Origin of the sequence: Streptomyces sp. NPDC047014 (assembly GCF_040644195.1) — a bacterium.
Taxonomy (GTDB): Bacteria; Actinomycetota; Actinomycetes; order Streptomycetales; family Streptomycetaceae; genus Streptomyces.
In genome coordinates, this window is sequence record NZ_JBEYVX010000008.1 from 33,428 (window position 1) to 55,502 (window position 22,075).

Below are 22,075 nucleotides of genomic sequence, written 5' to 3' on the forward strand. Positions count from 1 at the left end.
ACCTGGGCGCAGGACCGTGGGAGGACTTGCGTGCAGGCCCGTGTGGGGACCTGGGCGCAGGGCTACTCGTCGGCTCCGGCCACCGTACGGAAGGTCTCGTAGGCGGCCTCGTCGTAGAGCACGAAGCGGACCTCCTCCACCTCGGTGCGAGCGGCCCGTACGGTGCTCACCGCGATCCGGGCCCCGTCCTCCATGGGCCAGCCGTAGACGCCGGTGGAGATCGCCGGGAAGGCGACCGTACGGGCCCCCAGCTCGTCGGCGACGCGCAGCGACTCGCGGTAGCAGGAGGCCAGCAGCTCCGAGCGGTCCTCCTCGCGCGACCAGACGGGCCCGACGGTGTGGATGACGTGCCCGGCGTCGAGCTTTCCGGCGGTGGTGGCGACGGCCCGGCCGGCGGGGAGCCCCTTGCCGTAGTGCGAGCGGCGCAGCTCCTCGCAGGCGGCCAGGATCTCCGGGCCGCCGCGCCGGTGGATGGCCCCGTCGACCCCGCCGCCGCCGAGCAGGGAGGAGTTGGCCGCGTTGACGAGGGCGTCGGCCTTCTCGGCGGTGATGTCGCCGAGGGCCAGGGTGATGCGGACCATGGGGCTTTCCTCTCGCGGGGGCTGTGTCCGGCGGTGTGCCGGGCTCCGCGTACGACCCTAGTCAGGGGCGCGCCGCCCGGCACGCCGATTGCGGGGCGCGGGGCGGCGGCTCGTTCGGGGTTCGGGTGGTCCGGCGCCCGGATGGCCCGGGGCTCAGCCGGCCCTGCGGAGGTGGCGCCAGACGGCCTTGGCGGCGTTGTGGCCGGACATGCCGTGCACGCCCGGGCCGGGCGGGGTCGCGGAGGAGCAGAGGAAGACCGCCGGGTGGGGTGTCGTGTACGGGGAGAGAGTGAGCTTCGGGCGCAGCAGGAGCTGGAGTCCCGAGGCGGCCCCGCAGGCGATGTCCCCGCCGACGTAGTTGGGGTTGCGCGCGGCGAGCTGCGGCGGTCCGGCGGTGGCGCGGGCCAGCACCAGGTCGCGGAAGCCCGGGGCGAAGCGCTCCAGTTGGCGCTCGATGGCTTCGGTGAGGTCCCCGTCCCAGCCCGCGGGGACATGTCCGTACGCCCAGAACACGTGCTTCCCCTCGGGCGCCCGGCCGGGGTCGACCAGGCTGGGCTGCGCGGTGATGAGGAAGGGGCTACGGGGGGCCCGGCCGCCGGAGGCGAGCTGGAGGGCGGCGTCGATGTCGCGGGCGCGGGGGCCGATCTGGACGGTGCCGGCGCGGCGCGGCTCCTCGGCGGTCCACGGGACGGGCCCGGACAGCGCGTAGTCGACCTTGAAGGCGGCGGCCCCGTACCGGTAGCCGTCGTAGACGCGGCCCAGCCGGGCGATCCGGGCGAGCGCGGTCGGGGAGGTGTCGAAGACGTAGGCGCGGGCGGGCGGGAGGTCGTCGAGCCGCTTGACCTCGAAGTCGGTGTGGATCGCCCCGCCGAGATCGCGCAGGTAGCCGGCGAGGGCGTCGGAGACGGACTGGGAGCCGCCGCGCGGCAGCGGCCAGCCGTTGGCGTGGGCGGCGAGGGCGAAGACCAGGCCGACGGCGCTGGTCGCGATCCCGCCGAGCGGGGCGATGACATGGGCGACGAGCCCCGCGAGGAGCGCCCGCGCGGGCTCGTCGCGGAAGCGGCGCAGGAGCCAGGTCGCGGGCGGCAGCCCGGCGAGCCCGAAACGGGCGAGGGTGGCCGGATCGCGGGGCAGCGCGGTGTCCGGCAGGGACATGAAGTCCCGGGCGAGGGTGTCCCACCGGCCGAGGAAGGGGCCGACGAGGCGGCGGTAGGTACCGGCGTCGCGCGGCCCGAGGGAGGCCGCCGTCTCCGCGACGGAGCGGGAGAGCACGGCGGCGGTGCCGTCGTCGAAGGGGTGGGCCATGGGCAGCGGGGCGTGCAGCCATTCCAGGCCGTACCGCTCCAGCGGCATGGTGGAGAAGACCGGCGAGCCGATGCCCAGCGGGTGCACGGCCGAGCAGGGGTCGTGCCGGAAGCCGGGGAGCGTCAGCTCCTCGGTGCGGGCTCCGCCGCCGACGGTGCCGGCGGCCTCGAAGACGGCCACCGAGAAGCCGCGCCGGGCCAGTTCGACGGCAGCCGTGAGCCCGTTGGGGCCCGCTCCCACCACGACCACATCGAAAATCGACGGCACTTGCGACTCCTTCGTCCCTCGGGCGTCTGCGCCCCCAGGATATGGCGCCGGGGCGGGAGCACCCGCCCGGCCGGGCAGGCCCTACGCTCCGCGCAGCAACTCCCGGATGCGGACGGCGGTGGCCTCGTCGCGGCCGACGGCGAACGGCAGCGCGTTGTCCCGGTCCACCCGGAAGGGGACCCCGTCGACGGTGCTCTGCGCGCCGCCCGCCTCCGCGACCAGCAGCAGGCCGGCCGCGTGGTCCCAGGCGGAGGGCCAGGTGAAGGCCAGGCCGTCCATCTCGCCCCGGGCCACCTTCAGGTACTCCAGGCCGGCCGAACCGCAGGGCCGGGGCGCGAGACCGGGCACGTCGAGCCGGGCGAGGAGGCGCTTGTGCTCGTCGGAGGTGTAGAGCGGGTGGGCTATGGCGACGCGCAGATCGGCGCCGGGCTCCGGCAAACCGCTGCTGATCCGGGTGCCGTTGACGTACGCCCCCTGCCCGCGCACGGCGGTCGCCAGCTCATCCAGCGCGGGGGCGAAGGTCCAGGAGGCCAGGATCTCGCCGCGTACGGCGAGCGCGACGAGGGTGCAGAAGGCCGGTTCGCCCGCCACGAACTGGCGCGTGCCGTCGACCGGGTCGACGATCCACACCGGGGCCTCGCCGCGCAGCGCCTCGTACACGGTGGGGTCGGCGTGCACGGCCTCCTCCCCGACCACGGCCGAGCCGGGCAGCAGCCGGGTGAGGGAGGCCGTCAGGTGCTCCTCGGCCTTGCGGTCGGCGACGGTCACCAGGTCGTGCGGTCCGGTCTTCTCGTCGACCTCGTGCTCGGCGAGCTGCCGGAACCTCGGCATGATCTCGACCGCCGCCGCCTTGCGGACGGCCTCTTCCACATCGGACAGGCCCTGGGCCAGGAACTCATCGATCATGCCTCCAGCAAAGCACGCCGGACGGACAAACCCCAGTGCCGGTCCTGGACGGGGGGACGGACAGCGGGTGGCGTGGGGGTGAACCGGGGCGGGCTCGGCTGGGGGGGGGGCGGGGCGGGCTCGGGCGGGGGCGGATCGGCTGGGGTGGGCTCGGCCGGGGCGGGGCTGGGTGGGCTCGGCCGGGGTCCGGCTCAGCCGGCGAGGGGGACCAGGGAGGCGCGGCGGCCCTCCGGGGAGCTCAGCCACTCCAGCTTCTCGGCGGTCCCCGTGCCGGGCAGCGCCGTGTGCAGCACGATCGTCAGGTCGGGGCGGGCGGGCACCCGCAGCTGCGTGGACTCCACGGAGAGCGTGCCGGCCACCGGGTGCTCGATGTCCTTCTGCGTCTGCCCGCCCGGCCGTACGTCGTTGCGGTCCCAGAGGTCGGCGAACTCGGAGCTGGCCTCGCGCGCCTCCGCGATCACCGCCCGGAAGCCGTCGTCGTGCGGCCGCTCCGAGCAGGCGGCCCGGAACTGGGCCACCACCTGGCCGGCGATGTCCTCCCAGCCCTTGGCGCGGGAGCGGTAGATGGGGTCGGTGAAGAAGGTGATCAGGCAGTTCTGGGTGGTCTCGGGGCGCATGCCGAAGACCAGGGCCGCCGCGTCGTTGTAGAGGATGGTGTTCCAGTACGTGTCCATGATGTGCGCGGGGTAGGGCGTCCAGGCGTCGATCAGCCGCTGGAGGCCGGGGCGCATGCCCTCGTCGGCGGGGGCCACTTCGAGGGCGGGCGGGTTGAGGCCGGCGAGCGCGTACAGGTGGCGGCGCTCGGCGCTGGTCAGCTTGAGCACGCGGCCGACGGAGTCCAGGACCTGCCCCGACACGGTGATGTCGCGCCCCTGCTCCAGCCACTGGTACCAGGAGGCTCCGACCCCGGCGAGGACGGCCACCTCCTCGCGGCGCAGCCCGGGGGTCCGGCGGCGGGCCCCGCCGTCGGGGAGTCCGGCCTCGGTGGGGGTGATGCGGGCCCGTCTGCTCATCAGGAACTCGCGCAGCTCCCCGCGCCGGCCCGCGTGGATCGATGTCGAAGTGGCCACGAACTCCCCCTGATGCGCCTGCCTGGTGGTACCGCCAACAGGATAAGTTCCCACTCTGCACGGGCATTCCCGGGCCGCGAGGGTGGTGCCCATGACGACCGACACCCACACCACACCCGCCGCACCGCGGGGCTCCACTTCCCCGGCCGGGCCCGATACGGGCCCCCAGGCCGGGCCCGATACGGGTTCCCCGGCCGGGCCCACGACGGGTTCCGCAGCCGGGCCGGATTCGGGCAGGCTGTCCGGCCGGGCCCGCCTGGTCCTCTTCGTACTCTGCGCGGCCCAGTTCATGGTCGCGCTCGACTTCTCCGTCCTGAACGTGGCGCTGCCCGTGCTCGGCAAGGACCTGGGCCTCAGCCCCTCCGCCCTCCAGTGGGCCATCACCGCGTTCGCACTGCCGTCGGGCGGCTTCCTGCTGCTGTTCGGCCGCATCGCCGACCTCTACGGCCGCAAGAAGCTCTTCCTCACCGGCCTGGCCGTCTTCGGCGCCGCCTCCGTGCTCGCGACGCTGGCCTGGGACCCGGCGTCCTTCCTGACCGGGCGGGCCCTCCAGGGGCTGGGCGCCGCGGTCATCGTCCCGACCGGCATGTCCCTCCTGACGACGACCTTCCCGGAGGGCCCGCAGCGCGACAAGGCGCTCGGCATCTCCGGCACGCTGCTGTCGCTGGGCTTCACGGTCGGCATGGTGCTCGGCGGTGTCATGACCGACACCCTGGGCTGGCGCTCCACGATGGGCCTGCTCGCGGGCGCGGCGCTGCTCGTCCTGGTCCTCGCGCCGGGGCTGCTGCCGGAGTCCCGTACGCCGGAACGGCCGCGCCTGGACGTACCGGGGGCGGTCACGGTCACGGGCGGTCTGCTCGCGCTGATCTACTCCCTCTCGACGGCGGCCCAGCGCGGCTTCGGCGACGCGGACGTCCGGGGCACCCTCATCGCCGGGCTCGTACTGCTCGCCGCGTTCGTGGCGGTGGAGTCGAGGTCCCCGGCGCCGCTGGTCTCGCTGCCGATGCTGAGGCGGCGTACGGTCGCGTGGGGCAACTTCGGCGGCCTGGTGACCTTCTCGATGATGTCCACGGTCGTCTTCGTCCTGACGCTCTACCTCCAGGAGACCCTGGGGCTGTCGTCCTTCCGCACGGGCCTGGTCTTCGGCATCCAGGGCCTCGCGTCAGTCCTGGCCGGCTCCTACGCCCCCCGGATCATCGGCCGCTTCGGCGCCCGCCGCACCCTGATCGCCTCCCTCCTCGGCCAGGGCCTCCTGAGCTCGGCCCTCCTCGGCATCGGCCCGGACTCGGGCGCCCTCCTGGCCACAGTCGCCGTCTCCCTGGCCAGCATGTGCCACCTGGGCGCGATCGTCTCGTACGGCGTGGTCGCCACGAGCGGCGTCCCGAACACGGACCAGGGCCTGGCCACAGGCTTGGTCACCACCACCCAGCAAATCGGCCTCACGATAGGCATCCCCCTCCTGGGCATCCTGGCCACCACGGAACCCACCCTGTACGCAGGCGTCCGCACAGTCCTGACAACGAACGCGGCCATAGTCCTGACGGCAGCCCTCCTCCTCACCCTGACCTTGGGCCGCAAAGAGCCCTGAGCCCCACCGCCCCAACCGCACAAGAGAGCAAGCGGCAACACCTCAATGCCGGTACGGAGGCTCATCCCCGCGTTCGCGGGGAGCCGAGGGTTCTGCTCGGCATGACGACGAACGTTGAGGGTTCATCCCGCGGTCGCGGGGAGCAGTCCCGAGCCGGTCCCCGCCGAAGGGGACCACTGGGGTCATCCCCGCGGTCGCGGGGAGCAGGCAAAAGCCGCCGCGCCGCCGGTCGCCGGACCGGGGTCATCCCCGCGGTCGCGGGGAGCAGACGTGCCTGAGCTACCAGACGCGCACATTGCCGGGGTCATCCGCGCGGTCGCGGGGAGCAGGGGTGCTCGGTCAGCGGCACTGGGCGGGCCGACGGGGTCATCCCCGCGGTCGCGGGGAGCAGGACTGGTACGGCTCGCCGTCCGCACCGGTGGAGGGGCCATCCCCGCGGCCGCGGGGAGCAGCGCCCACCCTCGCGCGCGCGCCTGTCGGCGCAGGGGTCATCCTCGCGGTCGCGGGGAGCAGGGAATGTTCCGGGTCTCCCGTCTCCACCTGAAAGGGTCATCCCCGCGGTCGCGGGGAGCAGAGGTGTCCAGGTAAATGGCGCCGGAGGTATTGGGGGTCATCCCCGCGGTCGCGGGGAGCAGCAGTCCTGCGCTGTTGACGGTGACCGCGAGGACGGGTCATCCCCGCGGTCGCGGGGAGCAGACTGTCTGACCTGGCACTCTATGGTGATCACAAGCCGCTTTGCAGCACTTCTCGAGAATCCGACAATCCGGGCGGAGTGCGCCGAGGAATACGACGGCACCGACTCCCACCTCGCGCCATTGGGCATGCAACATCAGCTGATAGGCATGCCCCGATAGGGCGCGTCGAGATCGGCGCTCGGGCTTCGCTACCGGCGTCGAGGGCACGCCGGTGGAAACACCAGGGCGAGCATGGAATCCGTTCCCCGCATCGCCCAACCCTGAGCGGCAAACGACTCGCGTCCGCTACGCTACCCGCACCTTCACGGTCGACCATTTGAGTCGCCTTGCTCCCTGCCCCGCAGGGATGACCCCCATGCATGCTCGAGTCGATTGTGCTCCCCGCCCCTGCGGGGATGGAGCAGCATCCACCCAATTTCGCAGTACGGCTCACATGATGCTGAACCATGTATGTTCAAGTCGAAACGCCCTGTCGGAAATGCGCCAGTCAGCAAGATCAGGCCGATAAGGTCTCGCACCACGACGCCCAGCCGCTCACGGCACCGGATTAGGCGCCCGAAAGACTCGGGCCGGCTATTTGTGCGACGAAATTACGGCCGGGCCTCACCGTCCCCGAAGGAGCGTGCAAATGAGATTTCCAGCGCACCACCACATCACCGGCAGGCGGCGCCCCCCTCCAGAGCCATCGCCCCCCTTGCTGGTCGCCTTGCTGGCCACCGGGGCCGGGTCTCAGTTGCCCGTGGATGTCGGTGTCCGGCTCGCCGTCGTGATCGTGATCCTGATCTTCGTCGTCCGAGGTTCACTCCGACGAGGGATCGTCTAGAAGCCGCGTTCGCAGCAAGGTAGAGATCGAACAGTTGGCGGGACCCGGTGCTCCGAAAGGGCACCGGGCCCCCGCACCGTTGTGCGCGATGCGGTCTCTGGGGAGGGAACCGATGCTGGACAGCACACTGCCGCACTGGGGGCTGCGGCTCACGGCCGAGGCGCGCAGTGTCTGGGCCAAGCACGACAGGAAGACGGAGAAGTGGCTGCCCTTGTGGCGCCATATGGCCGATGCCGCCGCCATGGCCCGCCGCCTCTGGGACGAGTGGATGCCACGTCAGGTTCGGGAGCTCGTGGCTGACGAATTACCCGGCGGCGACGAGGACGCCCGGGCACTGGCCGTATGGCTCGCCGCCGTTCACGACATCGGCAAGGCCACGCCAGCCTTCGCCTGCCAGGTCGACGTACTGGCCGGCCGCATGAGCGCCCTCGGGCTGGAGATGCCCACGCAGAAGCAGTTCGGGACCGCCCGTAGCCGCGCACCGCACGGCCTGGCCGGGCAAGTCCTCCTGGAGGAGTGGCTGGAGCACCAGGGCTGGCCGCCCCGCAACGTCATGGCCTTCGCCATTCCGGTGGGCGGCCATCACGGAGTGCCTCCCGCGCACGAGCAGATTCACGACCTGCGCCGCCACCCCGAGCTCCTGCGCACGCCGGGGCCCAGCGAACAGCTGTGGCACGCCGTGCAGACCGAGCTCCTGGACACCTGCGCGGATGCATACGCAACACGCGAGCGCCTTGCCCGGTGGCACAACGTCAGGCTGTCGCAGCCCGTCCAGGCCATCCTGTCCGCCCTGGTGATCGTCGCAGACTGGATCGCCAGCAATCCGGATCTCTTCCTCCTCTTCCCGGAGGAGCGGCACCGCGACGACGCCGACCGCATCGAGGCCGCATGGCGCGGCATCGGCCTTCCACGCCCCTGGGCCCCGCACCAACCCGAGGGTTCAGCGGAGCAGTTCTTCGCCGCCCGCTTCGGCCTGCCCTCCGTACGGCCCTTGCAAGCCGAGGCCGTCCAGGCCGCCCGGGAAGCCGACGCGCCCGGCCTGATGATCATCGAGGCGCCGATGGGCGAGGGGAAGACCGAGGCCGCGCTCGCCGTGGCGGAGGTCTTCGCCTCACGGTCCGGGGCCGGAGGGTGTTTCATCGCCCTGCCCACGCGGGCCACGTCGAACGCGATGTACACCCGCGTGCGGCGATGGTTGCAGCGCCTGCCAGGCGAAGTGGATCTGGCGGTGTTCCTCGCCCATGCCAAGGGCTCGCTCAACGACGAGTTCGCGAAGGACCTGCGGGCCGGCGCCCGCACCGTCGCCGCAGTCGACCTGGACGCGGCGCCCGGTGTCACGACCTCGCACCGCGAAGACACCACCGCCGCCTCCGGGCAACTCGTCGCCCATCAATGGCTCAGGGGCCGGAAGAAGGGAATGCTGGCCCCGTTCGTCGTCGGCACCATCGACCAGCTCCTTTTCGCCGGGCTGAAAAGCCGGCACCTCGCGCTCCGGCACCTCGCGCTCGCCGGAAAAGTCGTCGTGATCGACGAGGTCCACGCCTACGACGCCTACATGAACGAGTACTTGGAGCGGGTGCTGTCCTGGCTCGGGGCGTACAAGGTGCCCGTCGTCATGCTGTCCGCCACCCTCCCCTCCGGCCGCCGAAGGCAACTGGCCGACGCCTACGCCGGTGGGACCGGTCCCCGCCCCGAGCTGGAGACCGCCGACGCCTACCCGCTGATCACCATGATCGCCCCCGGCCGGAACTCCGTCGTCCGCACGCCGGAAGCGGCCGCGGACCGCCGTACGGAGGTCGTCGTAGAGCAGCTCGGTGAGGACCTGGGGGTGCTCGCGGACCGGCTGGAGGACGAACTCGTGGGCGGCGGCTGCGCGCTGGTGGTGCGCAACACCGTCGACCGCGTCCTCCAGGCCGCGGAGGTGCTGCGCGAGCGGTTCGGCGCCAAGGCCGTCACCGTGGCCCACTCCCGATTCCTCGACCTGGACCGTGCGCGCAACGACGACCTCCTCGTGCACCGCTTCGGCCCCGAGGGCACGCGGCCGACCGAGCCACACATCGTCGTCGCCAGCCAGGTCGCCGAGTCCTCGCTCGACATCGACTTCGACATCCTGGTCACCGACCTCGCTCCCGTCGACCTCGTCCTCCAGCGCATGGGCCGGCTCCACCGCCACCCACGCGGTCCCGGCCAAGGGGACCGTCCACCCCGCCTCCGGGTGCCGCGATGCCTGATCACGGGCGTGGACTGGGAAGTGGTACCGCCGGCTCCGGTCAGCGGTTCGGTCTCCGTCTACGGGCGGCACGCACTGCTGAGATCTCTGGCCGTGCTGCTCCCGCACGGGAAGGCCCGACCGGTCGTGCTCCCGGACGACATCAGCCCGCTGGTGCAGTCCGCCTACGCCGACCAGCTCACTCCCCCGCGGGAGGAGTGGGCCGAGGCGATGGCAGAGGCGCTCACCGAGCACGGAATCACCGTCGCCAAGCAGCGCCGCGCCGCACAGGTCTTCCGGATCGCCGAAATCCGCAAGCCCGGGCGCTCTCTGGTGGGGTGGATCGACGCCGGTGTGGGCGACGCGGACGACACCCGGGCCGGCCGGGCCCAGGTGCGGGACAGTGACGAGAGCCTGGAAGTCCTCGTCATCCAACGACGGAGTGACGGGACATACGCGACGCTGCCCTGGCTGAACCGAGGACAGGGCGGCCTCGAGGTGACCGTGGACGCGGTGCCGCCCCCGCGGACAGCACGTGCGATCGCGGCGAGCGCCCTCCGTCTCCCCTACCACTTCTCGAAGCCTTGGGTGATCGACCGTGCCATCGAGGAGCTGGAGAGATTCGGTCCCGCGGCTTGGCAGACGGCGGAGTGCCATTGGCTGGCCGGCGAACTGATCCTCGTCCTCGACGAGGACTGCCGGACCCGGCTGGCCGGCTTCGACGTGCACTACAGCGAGGCCGACGGCCTGAGGATCAACCCGGCCGGGGCCCAGGACGTGAGGCTGGTGAAGGGTGTGCCCGGTTTCGACTTGGTCTCCCGCCCGTGGTTGCCCGTCCAGTTGAGCGACGGCACCACCGCGGAGCTCTCCTTGAAGGAGGTCTTCGCGCGGGCCGGCCAGGTACGCCGCCTCGTCGGGGACGTGCCGTCGCAGGAGTTCGCCCTGCTGAGGCTCCTGCTGGCGGTCCTGCACGACGCGGTGGAGGGACCGGAGGACCTTGATTCCTGGCAGGACCTGTACGAGAGCCCCGATCCGTTCGCGGATGTCCCGGCCTACCTCGATCGCCACCGTGACCGGTTCGACCTCCTGCATCCCACCCAGCCGTTCTTCCAAGTGGCCGGTCTGAGGACGCAGAAGGACGAGGTCGCCTCACTCAACCGCATCGTCGCGGACGTCCCCAACGGCGAAGCCTTCTTCACCATGCGCCAACCAGGCGTGGAACGGCTCTCGTTCGCGGAGGCGGCGCGATGGCTCGTACACGCCCACGCCTTCGACACCTCCGGCATCAAATCCGGTGCCGTGGGGGACTCCCGGGTCAAGGGAGGCAAGGGCTATCCACAAGGAGTGGGCTGGGCCGGCAACCTGGGCGGTGTCTTCGTCGAGGGCTACTGCCTCCGCCAGACCCTCCTGCTCAACCTGGTGGCGGCCGACACGACCGCGCTCACCATCGACAAGGACGACACACCGGCCTGGCGCCGGGAGCAGTGCGAGCCGGATGTGCAACAGGGCCTCGCATCACGGCCCACCGGCCCCCGGGACCTGTACACCTGGCAGTCGCGCCGCATCCGGCTGCACCACGACGGTCATGCCGTCCACGGCGTCGTCCTGGCATACGGCGATCCGCTCACGGCGCCCGGCAATCTGCCGTACGAGCCGATGAGCGGCTGGCGCCGCAGCAAGCCCCAGGAGAAGAAGCTGGGCCGCACACCGGTCTACATGCCGCTCGAACACGATCCGACCCGCGCGGCATGGCGCGGCCTCGACTCGCTGCTCACGTCCGAAGCGCAGGAAGGGACAGGGGCGAGGCATGAGGCCCCGGCACGCGTACGGGCAGGGATCCTGAAATGGATCTCCGAGCTGGCCAATGAACGTCTGCTGCCCGAGCACATGCTCATCAGACCCCGCCTGATCGGCGCGAGATACGGCACCCAGCAGTCCGTCATCGACGAGGTCGTCGACGACAGCCTCACGATGCAGGTCATCCTGCTGCACGAACAGGACCGGCGGTACGCGACCACCGCCCGGCAGGCGGTCAAGGACAGCACCGACGGGGTCAATGCCCTGGGCGACCTGGCCGCCGACCTGGCCAGAGCAGCGGGCCGAGATCCCGAGGCACCGCGTGAGACGGCCAGGGATCTGGGCTTCGGCGTGCTGGACGGCCCGTACCGGCAGTGGCTGGCCGACCTCGGCACCGCACTCGATCCCGAAGTGGCCCGCAGGGCATGGCAGGCGACGGCCCACCGGATCCTGTGGGAAGCGGCCGACCGGCAGTGGGCCGGCGCCGCGGGTGCGGCCGGCTGGCTGGACAGCGCCGCCGCCGAGCGGGTCTTCCACGCGCGGCTCAACCGGACGTTTCCGCTGCGCCACGCCCCCGTACCGGATCAGGAAGCGGCCGACATCAGCGAGGGAGTATCCCCATGACCGACACCGCGCCGACGATCCCGGCGCCCGCCGCGTCACGGGAGGTGCCGCAGGCTCCGGTGAAGGAGCCCGGTCCGCTCCGTCGGGCCGTCAGCGAGCACATCCACACCCTGCAGACCGGATACTTCGCGGACCGCCCCCATGCCGTGCAGACGCTGGCGCGCCTGCGGCGGGGCGTGGGCCGTCAGCCGACGCAGACACCCGACCTCTGGGGGCTGGTGGGCGTCGAGGGCTTTTATGCGGCGTACCTCGCCCAGCGGGGACGGCCCGCTGGGGACGCCGAGGCGCTGCGGGCCGAGCGCGCCGCGCATGTCGCCGTCACGCTGTGGGCCGTGCACCAGCAGTCGAACCGGTCGAAGCGGATGCATGTGGCCGGCGGACCGTCGGTGGGAACGGCCGTGCGCCGGTTGATGTCGGGGACCGATGCGGACGATCCGGTCCGCAAGAGGTTCGTCCGCGCGGGGACATCCAGCACCTTCGATGTGCTGGCCCAGCGGCTGAGGGAACTGGTCGCGCTGATGCGTACGGCGGAGGTCCCCCTCGACTACGGGCTGCTGGCCGAGCAGCTCGACCAGTGGCAGCGGCCGGGCGGCACCGGCCGGGTCCGCCAGGCATGGGGACGCAGCTTCCACGCCTACCGTCCCCCGGCTCCGGCTCCGGCTCCGGCTCACGGAACGGCGCAGGACGGGCAGGACCTGCAGGCCGGAGACGCTTTCGCCGCGCGGCTTGAGACCGCGACGACCGAGATGAGGGAAAACGAGTGAGCCGCACCATCCTCGACGTGCATGTCCTGCAGACCGTGCCGCCGAGCAATATCAACCGGGACGACACCGGGGCCCCCAAGAGCGCCGTCTACGGTGGGGTGCGCCGCTCCCGGGTCTCCAGCCAGGCGTGGAAGCGAGCCACCCGGAAGGCGTTCGAGGACCTGCTCGACCCGGCCGAGCTGGGAGTCCGTACGAAGAAGGTCGTCGACGCGCTGGCGGCGCGGGTCGGGGCGCTCGAACCGTCGCTGGTGCCCGAGCAGGTATGGCCCATGGCAGCCGAGCTGGTCCAGGCGGCGACCGGCGCGAAGATCGAGACGCCCGTCCGGAAGTCCGGCGGGAAGGATGCCCAGGACGCGGAGGCCCAGGAGCCCCAGTCCCCTCAGTCCTCCTACCTGCTCTTCCTGAGCTCCCACCAGCTGGACGGGCTGGCGAAGCTGGTGGTCGAGGGCATCGGCAAGGGGGCCGAGCCCAAGGTGTTCGTGAAGGACAGGGAGATCAAGGCGCGGGCCAAGCACCTGGCCGCCACCCGCCACTCGGTCGACATCGCGCTCTTCGGCCGCATGGTGGCGGACGCCGCCGACATCAACGTCGACGCCGCGGCCCAGGTCGCCCACGCGCTCAGCGTGCACGCCGTGGACCTGGAGTCGGACTATTTCACCGCCGTGGACGATCGGAACACCACCGCGGAGCCCGGCGCGGGGATGATCGGCACGGTCGACTTCAACTCGGCCACGCTGTACCGCTACGCCGCGGTGGACGTCGACCTGCTCGCACGGAACCTCGACGCCGGCCTCGCGGACGGGGAACGCTCCGGCGAACCGGTGCGCAGGGCGGTGGAGGCGTTCGTCGAGGGCTTCGTGATGTCGATGCCCACCGGCAAGGCCAACACCTTCGGCAACCACACCGTCCCGGACGCCGTGATCGTCAAGCTGCGGTCCTCCCGCCCGGTCAGCTTCGTGGGGGCCTTCGAGAAGCCGGTTGCGCAGCAGGAGACCGGCGAGGGGCATGTCCGCGCGGCCTGCCAGGCGCTGGCGGACCACATCCCGGCGGTCGAGAAGACCTTCGGCGCCACCGCCGACCGCACCTGGATCCTGCGCGTCGGCGAGCCCACGGCCGCCCTGGCCCCGCTCGGGGCTTCCGTCGACCTTGGGCCCCTGGTCACGGAGGTGGGCGAGGCCGTCACCGAACGCCTGAGGAAGAGGGCATGACCAGCGCCCTGGCCCTGCGCCTGGCCGGCCCCCTGCAATCGTGGGGAGCCTCGGCCCGGTTCACCCGGCGCACCACCGAGACCGCCCCCACCAAGAGCGGCGTGATCGGCCTTCTCGCCGCCGCCCTCGGGCGGGACCGCGGCGCGGACCTCACCGACCTGGCCGCACTGCGGTTCGCCGTACGAATCGACCAGCCGGGCACCCGTCTGCGGGACTTCCAGACCGCCCATCACGCCGACACCGACAAGGCGATGCCGGTGTCGCAGCGCTTCTACCTGGCCGACGCCGTGTTCGTCGCCGCGGTCGCGGGCGAGGACGCCCTGATCCGGGCGCTGCACGCCGCCGTACGGTCACCCGTCTACCTCCCCTACCTCGGCAGACGCTCGTGCCCGCCGCAGGGGCCCGTGGACCTCGGCCTCCGGGATGCCGGTGATCCGGTCGAGGCCCTGAGGGCGGAGGAGTGGCAGGCGTCCGACTGGTACCGCGAACAGCGCCGCCACGACGAGACGGTCACCCTGACCATCCTCGGCGAGGGCACGGCCGGCGATCGCGCCGGGGACACGCTCAGGGACCAGCCGGTCAGCTTCGACCCGCGCCACCGCCGCTACGCCCTGCGCAGTGTGGTCGCCACCTCGGTCGATGTGCCCAACCCGTTGTTCCGCGCGCCCGGCCGAATCCGGCACAGCCCTGTTCCCGTACCCCGGCACGAGCCCGAGGCTCTGCTGTCCCGGATGGACGGTCCCTGATGCATCTGACCCGCTTCCGATTCAACACCGCGCGGCTCGGGGCCCGTAGCCTCCTCGCCTCGCCCCAGCGTCTGCACGCCGCCGTGATGTCCTCCTTCCCCGGGGTACTGCCCACCGACGCCGACCCGCCGCGGACCCTGTGGCGGCTCGACCGGAACGCCAAGGCGGAGGCACTGCTGTACATCGTCAGCCCGGAACGCCCCGACCTCACGCACCTGGTGGAGCAGGCCGGCTGGCCCACGACGGCCGCGTGGCAGACCTACGACTACGGGACCTTCCTCGCCGGGCTCCGCACCGGCGACACCTGGGCCTTCCGCCTCACCGCCAACCCGGTCCACCACATCCGGCGTAAGGAGGGCGAACCCACCAAGCGGACCGCGCATGTGACACCCCGGCACCAGAGGGGGTGGCTGCTCGACCGGCAGGAGGGCGGCGGATTCCGGATCCTGGACACGCCTCCGGAGCGACGGCGCCTGCCGGAGGGTGACGAGTACCAGCTGGCGGTACGCGACGAACGCAGGCACCACTTCGAGAAGTCCGGCCCCCGGGGCGGCGCGGGGCAGCGGGTCCCGCTCGTCGCCGTCACCTTCGACGGCCGTCTGGAGGTCACCGACGCCGACGCTCTCCGGCGCACCCTGACCCTGGGCCTCGGCAAGGCGAAGGCGTACGGATGCGGCCTGATGACCCTCGCCAAGGCCGGGTGAGGCGATGCCCAGCAGTGTCAGCCAACGCCGCGCGGTCTCCCCGCGCGAGCTCACCCGTGTCGCGGAACGCATCTCCTTCCTCTACCTGGAGCGGTGCACCGTCCACCGCGAGGACAACGCGATCACCGCCGAGGACGCGGACGGGACCACCCACATCCCGTCGGCGACGATCGGAACCCTTCTCCTCGGGCCGGGCACCCGCATCACCCACCAGGCGATGAGCGTGCTCGGGGAATGCGGGGCGGGCGTCGTATGGGTGGGTGAGCAGGGCGTCCGGTACTACGCCGGTGGCCGCTCCCTCAACCGCTCTTCGGGGCTCGTGGAGGCGCAGGCCACCCTGTGGGCGAACCGGCGGAGCCGTCTGGAGGTGGCGCGGGCGATGTACCGGCTGCGCTTCCCGGAGGACGATCCGGCCGGGTTCACGCGGCAGGAGCTGCTCGGGCACGAGGGCCGCCGCGTCAAGGACTGCTATCGGGACGAGGCGCGGCGTACGGGAGTGCCGTGGCGGGGCCGACAGTACGTCCCGGGGGACTTCGCGGCGGGCGACGCCCCGAACCAGGGGGTGACGGCGGCCGCCCAGTGCATGTACGGGATCGCGCACGCGGTCGTCGCGGCGCTGGGCTGCTCCCCCGGCCTCGGCTTCGTGCACTCCGGCCACGAGCTGTCGTTCGTCCTGGACGTGGCCGATCTGTACAAGACGGAGATCGGCATTCCCGTGGCTTTCGACGTGGCGGCCGAGAGCGGCGAGGACGTGGGTGCGCGGACGCGGCGCGCGCTGCGGGACCGGATCAACCGGGGCCGGCTGCTGGACCGCTGCGTCGACGACATCAAGCATCTGCTCGCGCCGGGCCTACGCGACACCGGGACGCCGCCGCCCCCCGACCCCGCCGACCCCCAGGACCGGGTCACCCTCCACTCCGACCGCGAGGCGACCGTCCCTGCGGGCCGCAACTACTACGCGGAGGAGATGACCTGGTAGTGACAGTAATCGTCCTGACCCAGTGCCCGGTGGGACTGCGAGGCTTCCTGACCCGGTGGCTGCTCGAAATCTCCCCGGGGGTCTTCATCGGGGGCCCCTCGGCGCGGATCCGCGAGGTGCTGTGGGCGGAGGTACGCCAGTACGCGGGCAACGGCCGAGCGCTGCTGGCGTACAGCACGGACAACGAACAGGGCTTCACGTTCGCCACCCACGACCACAAATGGCACCCGACGGACCGCGAGGGCGTCACCCTGATCCACCGCCCGAACCCCCACCCCTCCGCGCCCCCACCCACCACTCCAGGCTGGAGCAAGGCATCAAAGCGCCGCCGCTTCGGAACCCGCTAAGAGCCGATACCCCCCAAATGCCCGACTCACAGCAAGTCACGCACAGCGGACGCCCCCCCCGCCCTAAACCCCCAGCCCAGCCAGCCTGCTCCCCGCGCGTGCGGGGATGTTCCCCCGTTCCACGACATCGCCGCGGCGATGGCGACCTGTCTCCCCGCGCGTGCGGGGATGTTCCCCGGTCGGCGTGGCGGACCGACAGCCAGCACGCCTGCTCCCCGCGCGTGCGGGGATGCTCACGTGTACGCGAAGTACGCAGCCTGTACCGCGCGCTCGGCTGGAGCCGGCTCAAGGACGGGGCGGGCGTTTACGACAACATCTACAAGAAGCTCCGCAGCAGCATGGTGTGGCGCTCACTGGCCACCTCCCACAACCCGGACCTGTACCTCTGCAACACCGACGCCGCGGACGTCCTGCCGGCGGTCATCGCCGAGGCTCTGATCTGCAACCGGCCGGGCCTGCTGGAGATCCTTCCCGCTCTGCCCGAGCAGCTCGTACGGGGCCGCAACCGGGTGCTCGTGGCAAGCCTCGCATGGGACACCGCGCGCGCAGCGCCATCGTCACCCTCGTCTCGGATGTCACGCAGACCCTCACCTTCGTCTGCCGCCGAGGCATCGCCTCACTGTCGTCCTCGGCGCCCATGCTCACTGCGGGAGTCCGTACCCGTATCGGTGTCGGCCTGCTCACCGGCGACTCCCGCTTGATCAACCGGGCCAGCGGCAAGGTGCTCGACGTGGCGGACGGATCCACGGCGAACGGGGCTCCGGTCATCCGGCGGACCTGTGGCCCCCGGCACGTCGTGACTCCGCCACCCGGGCCCCCGGCGCCCACGGTGGAAGCCGTGGGCGGCGGCGGGTGGGGTCAGGAGTTGGTCGTGGGGATGATCTCGGAGCCGTAGGCGTCGATGGTGGATTCTCTCGCGTCGTGCATGGCGTAGACCGCGAACTGGTCCACGCCCAGGTCGCGCAGGTGGCGGAGTTTTTCGATGTGGGCCTCCGGTGGGCCCAGGAGGCAGAAGCGGTCGACGATCTCGTCCGGGACGAAGGCGGTGTCGGGGTTTCCGGCGCGGCCGTGGTGGCTGTAGTCGTAGCCCTGGCGGGCCTTGATGTACTCGGTGAGTTCGTCGGGGACCATGCCCGAGTGCTCCCCGTAGCGGGAGACGAGGTCGGCGACGTGGTTGCCGACCATGCCGCCGAACCAGCGGCACTGGTCGCGGGCGTGGGCCAGGGCGGATGCCGAGTCGTCGGCCGTGACGTACGCCGGGGCGGCCACGCAGATGGTGAGGGAGGCCGGGTCGCGGCCCGCCTCGGCGGCGGCGTCCCGGACCGCCTTGATCATCCACTCGGTGAGGAAGGGGTCCGCGAGCTGGAGGATGAACCCGTCCGCCTTCTGGCCGGTGAGGGCGAGCGCCTTCGGCCCGTACGCCGCCATCCAGACGGGCAGCCGCCCGTCCTTGATCCACGGGATGCGGAGCGGTTTGCCGTCCACGACCGCCTCGCGGCCCTCCGCCAGGTCGCGGATCACCTCGATGGCCTCGCCGAGGCGGGCCAGGGTGTTCGGGGCGCGGCCCGCGACCCGCATCGCGGAGTCGCCGCGGCCGATGCCGCAGACGGTGCGGTTGCCGTACATGTCGTTGAGGGTGGCGAAGGTGGAGGCGGTGACCTCCCAGGTGCGGGTGCCGGGGTTGGTCACCATCGGGCCGATGACCAGCTTCTGCGTGTGCGCGAGGATCTGGCTGTAGATGACGAACGGTTCCTGCCAGAGCACCGCCGAGTCGAAGGTCCAGCCGTAGCGGAAGCCGTTGCGCTCGGCGCGCTTCATGAGGCTGATGACGTGGGAGGCGGGCGGGTCGGTCTGCAGGACAAGTCCGAAGTCCAAGGGGTGGCCTCCTAGTTCAGGTACTGGCAGGTGGAGCGGTGGACGAAGGCGCCGTGGCCGGCCCGTCCGGTGTACTCGCGCCGGTCGATGACGAGTTCGCCGCGCGAGAGCACGGTGTCGACGCGTCCGGTGATCCGCCTGCCCTCGTACGCCGAGTAGTCCACGTTCATGTGGTGCGTCTCGGCGGAGATGACCTGCTCGGCGTGCGGATCGTAGAGGACGATGTCGGCGTCGGAGCCGGGTGCGATGGTGCCCTTGCGGGGGTAGAGGCCGAACATCCGGGCCGGGGTCGCGCAGGCGATCTCGATCCAGCGGCGGCGGCTGATGTGCCCGTCGAGCACGGCCTGGTGGAGGAGGTCCATACGGTTCTCCACGCCCGGCAGACCGTTGGGGATCTTGGAGAAGTCCCCGCGGCCCAGTTCCTTCTGGCCGCGGAAGCAGAACGGGCAGTGGTCGGTGGAGACCACCTGGAGGTCGTTCGTCCGCAGCCCCCGCCACAGCGCCGCCTGGTGCTCGCGGGGCCGCAGCGGTGTGGAGCAGACGTACTTGGCGCCCTGGAAGTCCGGCTCCGCCAGGTTGTCGGTGGACAGGAAGAGGTACTGCGGGCAGGTCTCCCCGAAGACCGGGAGCCCCTTGTCGCGGGCCGCCGCCAGCTCGGCCACGGCCTCCTCCGCCGATACGTGGACCACGTACAGCGGGGCTCCGGCCACCCGGGCGAGCTGGATCGCGCGGTGGGTGGCCTCGGCCTCCAGGAGCACCTTGCGGACCTCGCCGTGGTGGCGGGGGTCGGTCTCGCCGCGGGCCAGGGCCTGCTCGATGAGGACGTCGATCGCGATGCCGTTCTCGGCGTGCATCATGATCAGGCCGCCGTTGCCGGAGGCCCGCTGCATCGCGCGCAGGATCTGGCCGTCGTCGGAGTAGAAGACCCCCGGGTAGGCCATGAACAGCTTGAACGAGCTGACGCCCTCCTCGACGAGCCCGTCCATCTCCTTGAGGGTGTGCTCGTTGACGTCCGACACGATCATGTGGAAGGCGTAGTCGATGGCGCACTGGCCGTCGGCCTTGCCGTACCAGGTGTCCAGGCCGGCGCGGAGCGACTGGCCCTGCGACTGGACCGCGAAGTCGACGATCGTGGTCGTTCCGCCCCAGGCGGCGGCCCGGGTGCCGGTCTCGAAGGTGTCGGAGGCGGAGGTCCCGCCGAAGGGCAGCTCCATATGGGTGTGCGCGTCGACCCCGCCCGGGATGACGTACTTGCCGGTGGCGTCAAGGGTGCGGTCGGCGGTCCACGCCTCGGCGGCGGCGGAGCCGTGGGCGGCCAGGGCGGCGACGCGGCCGTCCTCGATCAGGACGTCCGCGTGGATCTCGTCGGCGGCGGTGACGACCAGGCCACCGCTGATCAGGGTGCGGATGCTCATCGGGTTCCCCCTACTCGATGCCGTGCAGGGCCTGTTCGAGGATCTCGGCGCCCTCTTCCGCCTCGGCGACGGTGAGGGAGAGCGGCGGCGCGATGCGCAGCACGCTGGTGTTGTGGCCACCGCCCTTGCCGATGAGCAGGCCGCCCGCGCGGGCCGCCTCCAGCACGGCCGCGGCCGCGTCCGGATCGGCCTGGTCGGTGCCGGGCTTCGTCAGTTCCAGGCCGGCCATCAGGCCCCGGCCGCGGACCTCCCGTACGGCGGGCACGGTGGCGGCGATGCCGCGCAGCCGCTCCAGGAGCAGGCCGCCGACGCGGCGGGCGTTGCCCTGGAGGTCGTGTTCCAGCAGGTACGCGAGGTTGGCGACGCCGGCGGCCATGGTGACGGGCGAGCCGCCGAAGGTGGAGATGGAGTTGGAGTCCAGGCAGTTCATCACCTCGGCGCGGGCGACGACCCCGCCGATGGACATGCCGTTGCCGATGCCCTTGGCGAAGGTGAGGATGTCCGGCGGCCCGTTCTGGGCGTGGGCCTGCCAGCCCCAGAAGTGCTCGCCGGTGCGGCCCCAGCCGGTCTGGACCTCGTCGCTGATCCAGAGGATGCCGTGCCGGTCCAGCACCTCGCGGAAGGCTCCGTAGAGGCCGTCGGGCGGGGAGGTGAAGCCGCCGACGCCCTGGACGGGTTCGGCGATGAGGGCGGCCACTCCCCCGCGGGCCTGTCCGAGTACGTCCTCCAGGTCCGCGACGGCGGCGGCGGTGAAGGCGGTGTCGTCGAGGTGGGCGAGGGGGCCGCGGCCGCGGACGGCGCCGTGCACGTAGTAGGTCTGGAGGGGGGACAGGCTGGTCGGGGACCAGCCGCGGTTGCCGGTGATGGAGACGGTGGAGAAGGACCGGCCGTGGTAGCTGTTGCGCATCGCCAGGATCTGGTTGGAGCGGCGGTACGTCGTGGCGAGCAGCAGGGCGGTGTCGTTGGCCTCGGTGCCGGAGGTGGTGAAGAAGACGCGGGCGTCGGGGATGCCGGAGAGGGCGGCGATCCGTTCGGCCAGCTCGATCATCGGCCGGTTGAGGTAGAGGGTGGAGGAGTGGATGATCCGTCCGGCCTGCTCGGAGACGGCCTTGGTGACCTCGGGCAGGGCGTGGGCGGTCATGGTGGTGAGGATGCCGCCGAAGAAGTCGAGGTAGCGGTTGCCGTCGGCGTCCCAGACGTGGCGGCCCTCGCCGTGGGTGAGCTCGATGGGGTGCTTGTAGTACAGCGCGAGCCAGTCGGGCAGGACGGTGCGGTGGCGGCTGTGGAGCGGGGTGGGGTCGGTCACGGCTGTACGAGCCCTCCGTAGGCGTCGGGACGGCGGTCGCGGTAGAAGGCCCACTGGTCGCGGACCTCCTTGATCAGGTCGAAGTCGAGGTCGCGGACGACCAGTTCCTCCTCCTTGTCGCTGGCGACGTCCCCGACGAAGCGGCCGCGCGGGTCGACGAAGTAGCTGGTGCCGTAGAAGTCGTTGTCGCCGTACTCCTCCTGGCCGATGCGGTTGATCGCGGCGATGAAGTACTCGTTGGCGACGGCCGCGGCGGGCTGCTCCAGCTGCCAGAGGTAGGCGGAGAGGCCGCGGTGGGTGGCGGAGGGGTTGTAGACCAGCTGGGCGCCGGCGAGGCCGAGTTGGCGCCAGCCCTCGGGGAAGTGGCGGTCGTAGCAGATATAGACGCCGATGCGGCCGACGGCGGTGTCGAAGACGGGCCAGCCGAGGTTGCCCGGGCGGAAGTAGTACTTCTCCCAGAAGCCTTTGACCTGGGGGATGTGGTGCTTGCGGTACTTGCCGAGGTAGCTGCCGTCGGCGTCGATGACGGCGGCGGTGTTGTAGTAGAAGCCCTCGCTCTCCAGCTCGAAGACGGGGACGACGATGACCATGCCGGTCTCGCGGGCGAGGTCCTGCATACGGCGGACGGTGGGGCCGTCGGGGACGGCTTCGGCCCAGCGGTAGTGCTCGGGCTCCTGGACCTGGCAGAAGTAGGGGGCGTTGAACACCTCCTGGAAGCCGATGACCTTCGCGCCTTCGGCGGCGGCGCGGCGGGCGTACTCCTCATGCTTGGTGATCATCGATTCGGTGTCTCCGGTCCAGGTGGCCTGGACCAGCGCGGCGCGGACGACTTGGGCCATGAGCTGCTCCTCGCGACGGGAACGCCG

The 22,075-nt window shown here is 71.7% G+C and carries 17 protein-coding genes and 1 CRISPR repeat array; of the genes, 9 read left to right on the forward strand and 8 right to left on the reverse strand.

Translation table 11 applies throughout. From position 1 onward, the window contains the following. Window positions 1–62: 62 nt before the first annotated feature. The 4 genes from ABZ873_RS07655 to ABZ873_RS07670 all read right to left on the reverse strand — a co-directional run bounded on the left by ABZ873_RS07655 (window position 63) and on the right by ABZ873_RS07670 (window position 4,072). Window positions 63–581 carry an O-acetyl-ADP-ribose deacetylase gene (locus tag ABZ873_RS07655; protein ID WP_360866748.1) on the reverse strand — a complete coding sequence of 173 codons (519 nt, stop codon included), beginning with the start codon at window positions 579–581 and terminating at the stop codon, window positions 63–65. A gap of 153 nt (window positions 582–734) precedes the next feature. Beyond that, on the reverse strand, window positions 735–2,153 hold the full coding sequence (locus ABZ873_RS07660; RefSeq protein ID WP_360866751.1) for an NAD(P)/FAD-dependent oxidoreductase: 1,419 nt from the start codon (window positions 2,151–2,153) through the stop codon (window positions 735–737). Between the two features lie 81 nt (window positions 2,154–2,234). After that, complete coding sequence (locus ABZ873_RS07665) at window positions 2,235–3,059, reverse strand: inositol monophosphatase (protein ID WP_360866754.1); 825 nt, start codon at window positions 3,057–3,059, stop codon at window positions 2,235–2,237. Between the two features lie 191 nt (window positions 3,060–3,250). Next, window positions 3,251–4,072, reverse strand: a complete 822-nt coding sequence (locus tag ABZ873_RS07670) for a helix-turn-helix transcriptional regulator (RefSeq protein ID WP_360867060.1) — start codon at window positions 4,070–4,072, stop codon at window positions 3,251–3,253. Between the two features lie 148 nt (window positions 4,073–4,220). Here ABZ873_RS07670 and ABZ873_RS07675 point away from each other — a divergent pair, with 148 nt between their 5' ends. The 9 genes from ABZ873_RS07675 (at window position 4,221) to ABZ873_RS07715 (ending at window position 17,508) form a co-directional block, all read left to right on the forward strand. After that, on the forward strand, window positions 4,221–5,717 hold the full coding sequence (locus tag ABZ873_RS07675; RefSeq protein WP_360866757.1) for an MFS transporter: 1,497 nt from the start codon (window positions 4,221–4,223) through the stop codon (window positions 5,715–5,717). Window positions 5,718–5,775: 58 nt separating this feature from the next. Then, window positions 5,776–6,413: direct repeats of the CRISPR family, unit length 28 nt; unit sequence GGGTCATCCCCGCGGTCGCGGGGAGCAG. A gap of 934 nt (window positions 6,414–7,347) precedes the next feature. Beyond that, window positions 7,348–11,865, forward strand: coding sequence for a type I-E CRISPR-associated protein Cse1/CasA (gene casA / locus ABZ873_RS07680; protein ID WP_360866760.1), 4,518 nt, complete (start codon window positions 7,348–7,350; stop codon window positions 11,863–11,865). Continuing rightward, window positions 11,862–12,629 (forward strand): type I-E CRISPR-associated protein Cse2/CasB, encoded by a 768-nt coding sequence (casB, locus tag ABZ873_RS07685; RefSeq protein WP_360866763.1) that lies wholly within the window; start codon window positions 11,862–11,864, stop codon window positions 12,627–12,629. The genes casA and casB overlap by 4 nt, the downstream gene beginning before the upstream one ends. Further along, complete coding sequence (gene cas7e, locus ABZ873_RS07690; RefSeq protein WP_360866766.1) at window positions 12,626–13,837, forward strand: type I-E CRISPR-associated protein Cas7/Cse4/CasC; 1,212 nt, start codon at window positions 12,626–12,628, stop codon at window positions 13,835–13,837. The genes casB and cas7e overlap by 4 nt, the downstream gene beginning before the upstream one ends. Next, window positions 13,834–14,583 (forward strand): type I-E CRISPR-associated protein Cas5/CasD, encoded by a 750-nt coding sequence (gene cas5e, locus ABZ873_RS07695; RefSeq protein ID WP_360866769.1) that lies wholly within the window; start codon window positions 13,834–13,836, stop codon window positions 14,581–14,583. The genes cas7e and cas5e overlap by 4 nt, the downstream gene beginning before the upstream one ends. Then, window positions 14,583–15,287, forward strand: coding sequence for a type I-E CRISPR-associated protein Cas6/Cse3/CasE (gene cas6e / locus ABZ873_RS07700; protein ID WP_360866772.1), 705 nt, complete (start codon window positions 14,583–14,585; stop codon window positions 15,285–15,287). The genes cas5e and cas6e overlap by 1 nt, the downstream gene beginning before the upstream one ends. Before the next feature lie 4 nt (window positions 15,288–15,291). Then, complete coding sequence (cas1e, locus tag ABZ873_RS07705) at window positions 15,292–16,266, forward strand: type I-E CRISPR-associated endonuclease Cas1e (protein ID WP_360866775.1); 975 nt, start codon at window positions 15,292–15,294, stop codon at window positions 16,264–16,266. After that, window positions 16,266–16,613, forward strand: coding sequence for a type I-E CRISPR-associated endoribonuclease Cas2e (gene cas2e / locus ABZ873_RS07710; RefSeq protein WP_360866778.1), 348 nt, complete (start codon window positions 16,266–16,268; stop codon window positions 16,611–16,613). Before cas1e ends, cas2e begins: the two co-directional genes overlap by 1 nt. A 529-nt stretch (window positions 16,614–17,142) precedes the next feature. Next, the gene (locus ABZ873_RS07715) at window positions 17,143–17,508 is read left to right on the forward strand and encodes an RICIN domain-containing protein (RefSeq protein WP_360866782.1); all 366 of its coding nucleotides are present in this window, start codon (window positions 17,143–17,145) and stop codon (window positions 17,506–17,508) included. Here ABZ873_RS07715 and ABZ873_RS07720 read toward each other — a convergent pair. The 4 genes from ABZ873_RS07720 to ABZ873_RS07735 are packed head-to-tail and all read right to left on the reverse strand — an operon-like array spanning window position 17,472 to window position 22,048. Then, window positions 17,472–18,488 carry a TIGR03842 family LLM class F420-dependent oxidoreductase gene (locus tag ABZ873_RS07720; protein ID WP_360866785.1) on the reverse strand — a complete coding sequence of 339 codons (1,017 nt, stop codon included), beginning with the start codon at window positions 18,486–18,488 and terminating at the stop codon, window positions 17,472–17,474. The genes ABZ873_RS07715 and ABZ873_RS07720 overlap by 37 nt on opposite strands. 11 nt (window positions 18,489–18,499) lie before the next feature. Continuing rightward, a complete protein-coding gene (hydA, locus tag ABZ873_RS07725) occupies window positions 18,500–19,903 on the reverse strand; it encodes a dihydropyrimidinase (protein WP_360866788.1) in 1,404 nt (467 codons plus the stop codon). A gap of 10 nt (window positions 19,904–19,913) precedes the next feature. Further along, window positions 19,914–21,209 carry an aspartate aminotransferase family protein gene (locus tag ABZ873_RS07730; RefSeq protein ID WP_360866790.1) on the reverse strand — a complete coding sequence of 432 codons (1,296 nt, stop codon included), beginning with the start codon at window positions 21,207–21,209 and terminating at the stop codon, window positions 19,914–19,916. After that, a complete protein-coding gene (locus ABZ873_RS07735) occupies window positions 21,206–22,048 on the reverse strand; it encodes a nitrilase-related carbon-nitrogen hydrolase (RefSeq protein WP_360866793.1) in 843 nt (280 codons plus the stop codon). Before ABZ873_RS07735 ends, ABZ873_RS07730 begins: the two co-directional genes overlap by 4 nt. Window positions 22,049–22,075 lie beyond the last annotated feature (27 nt).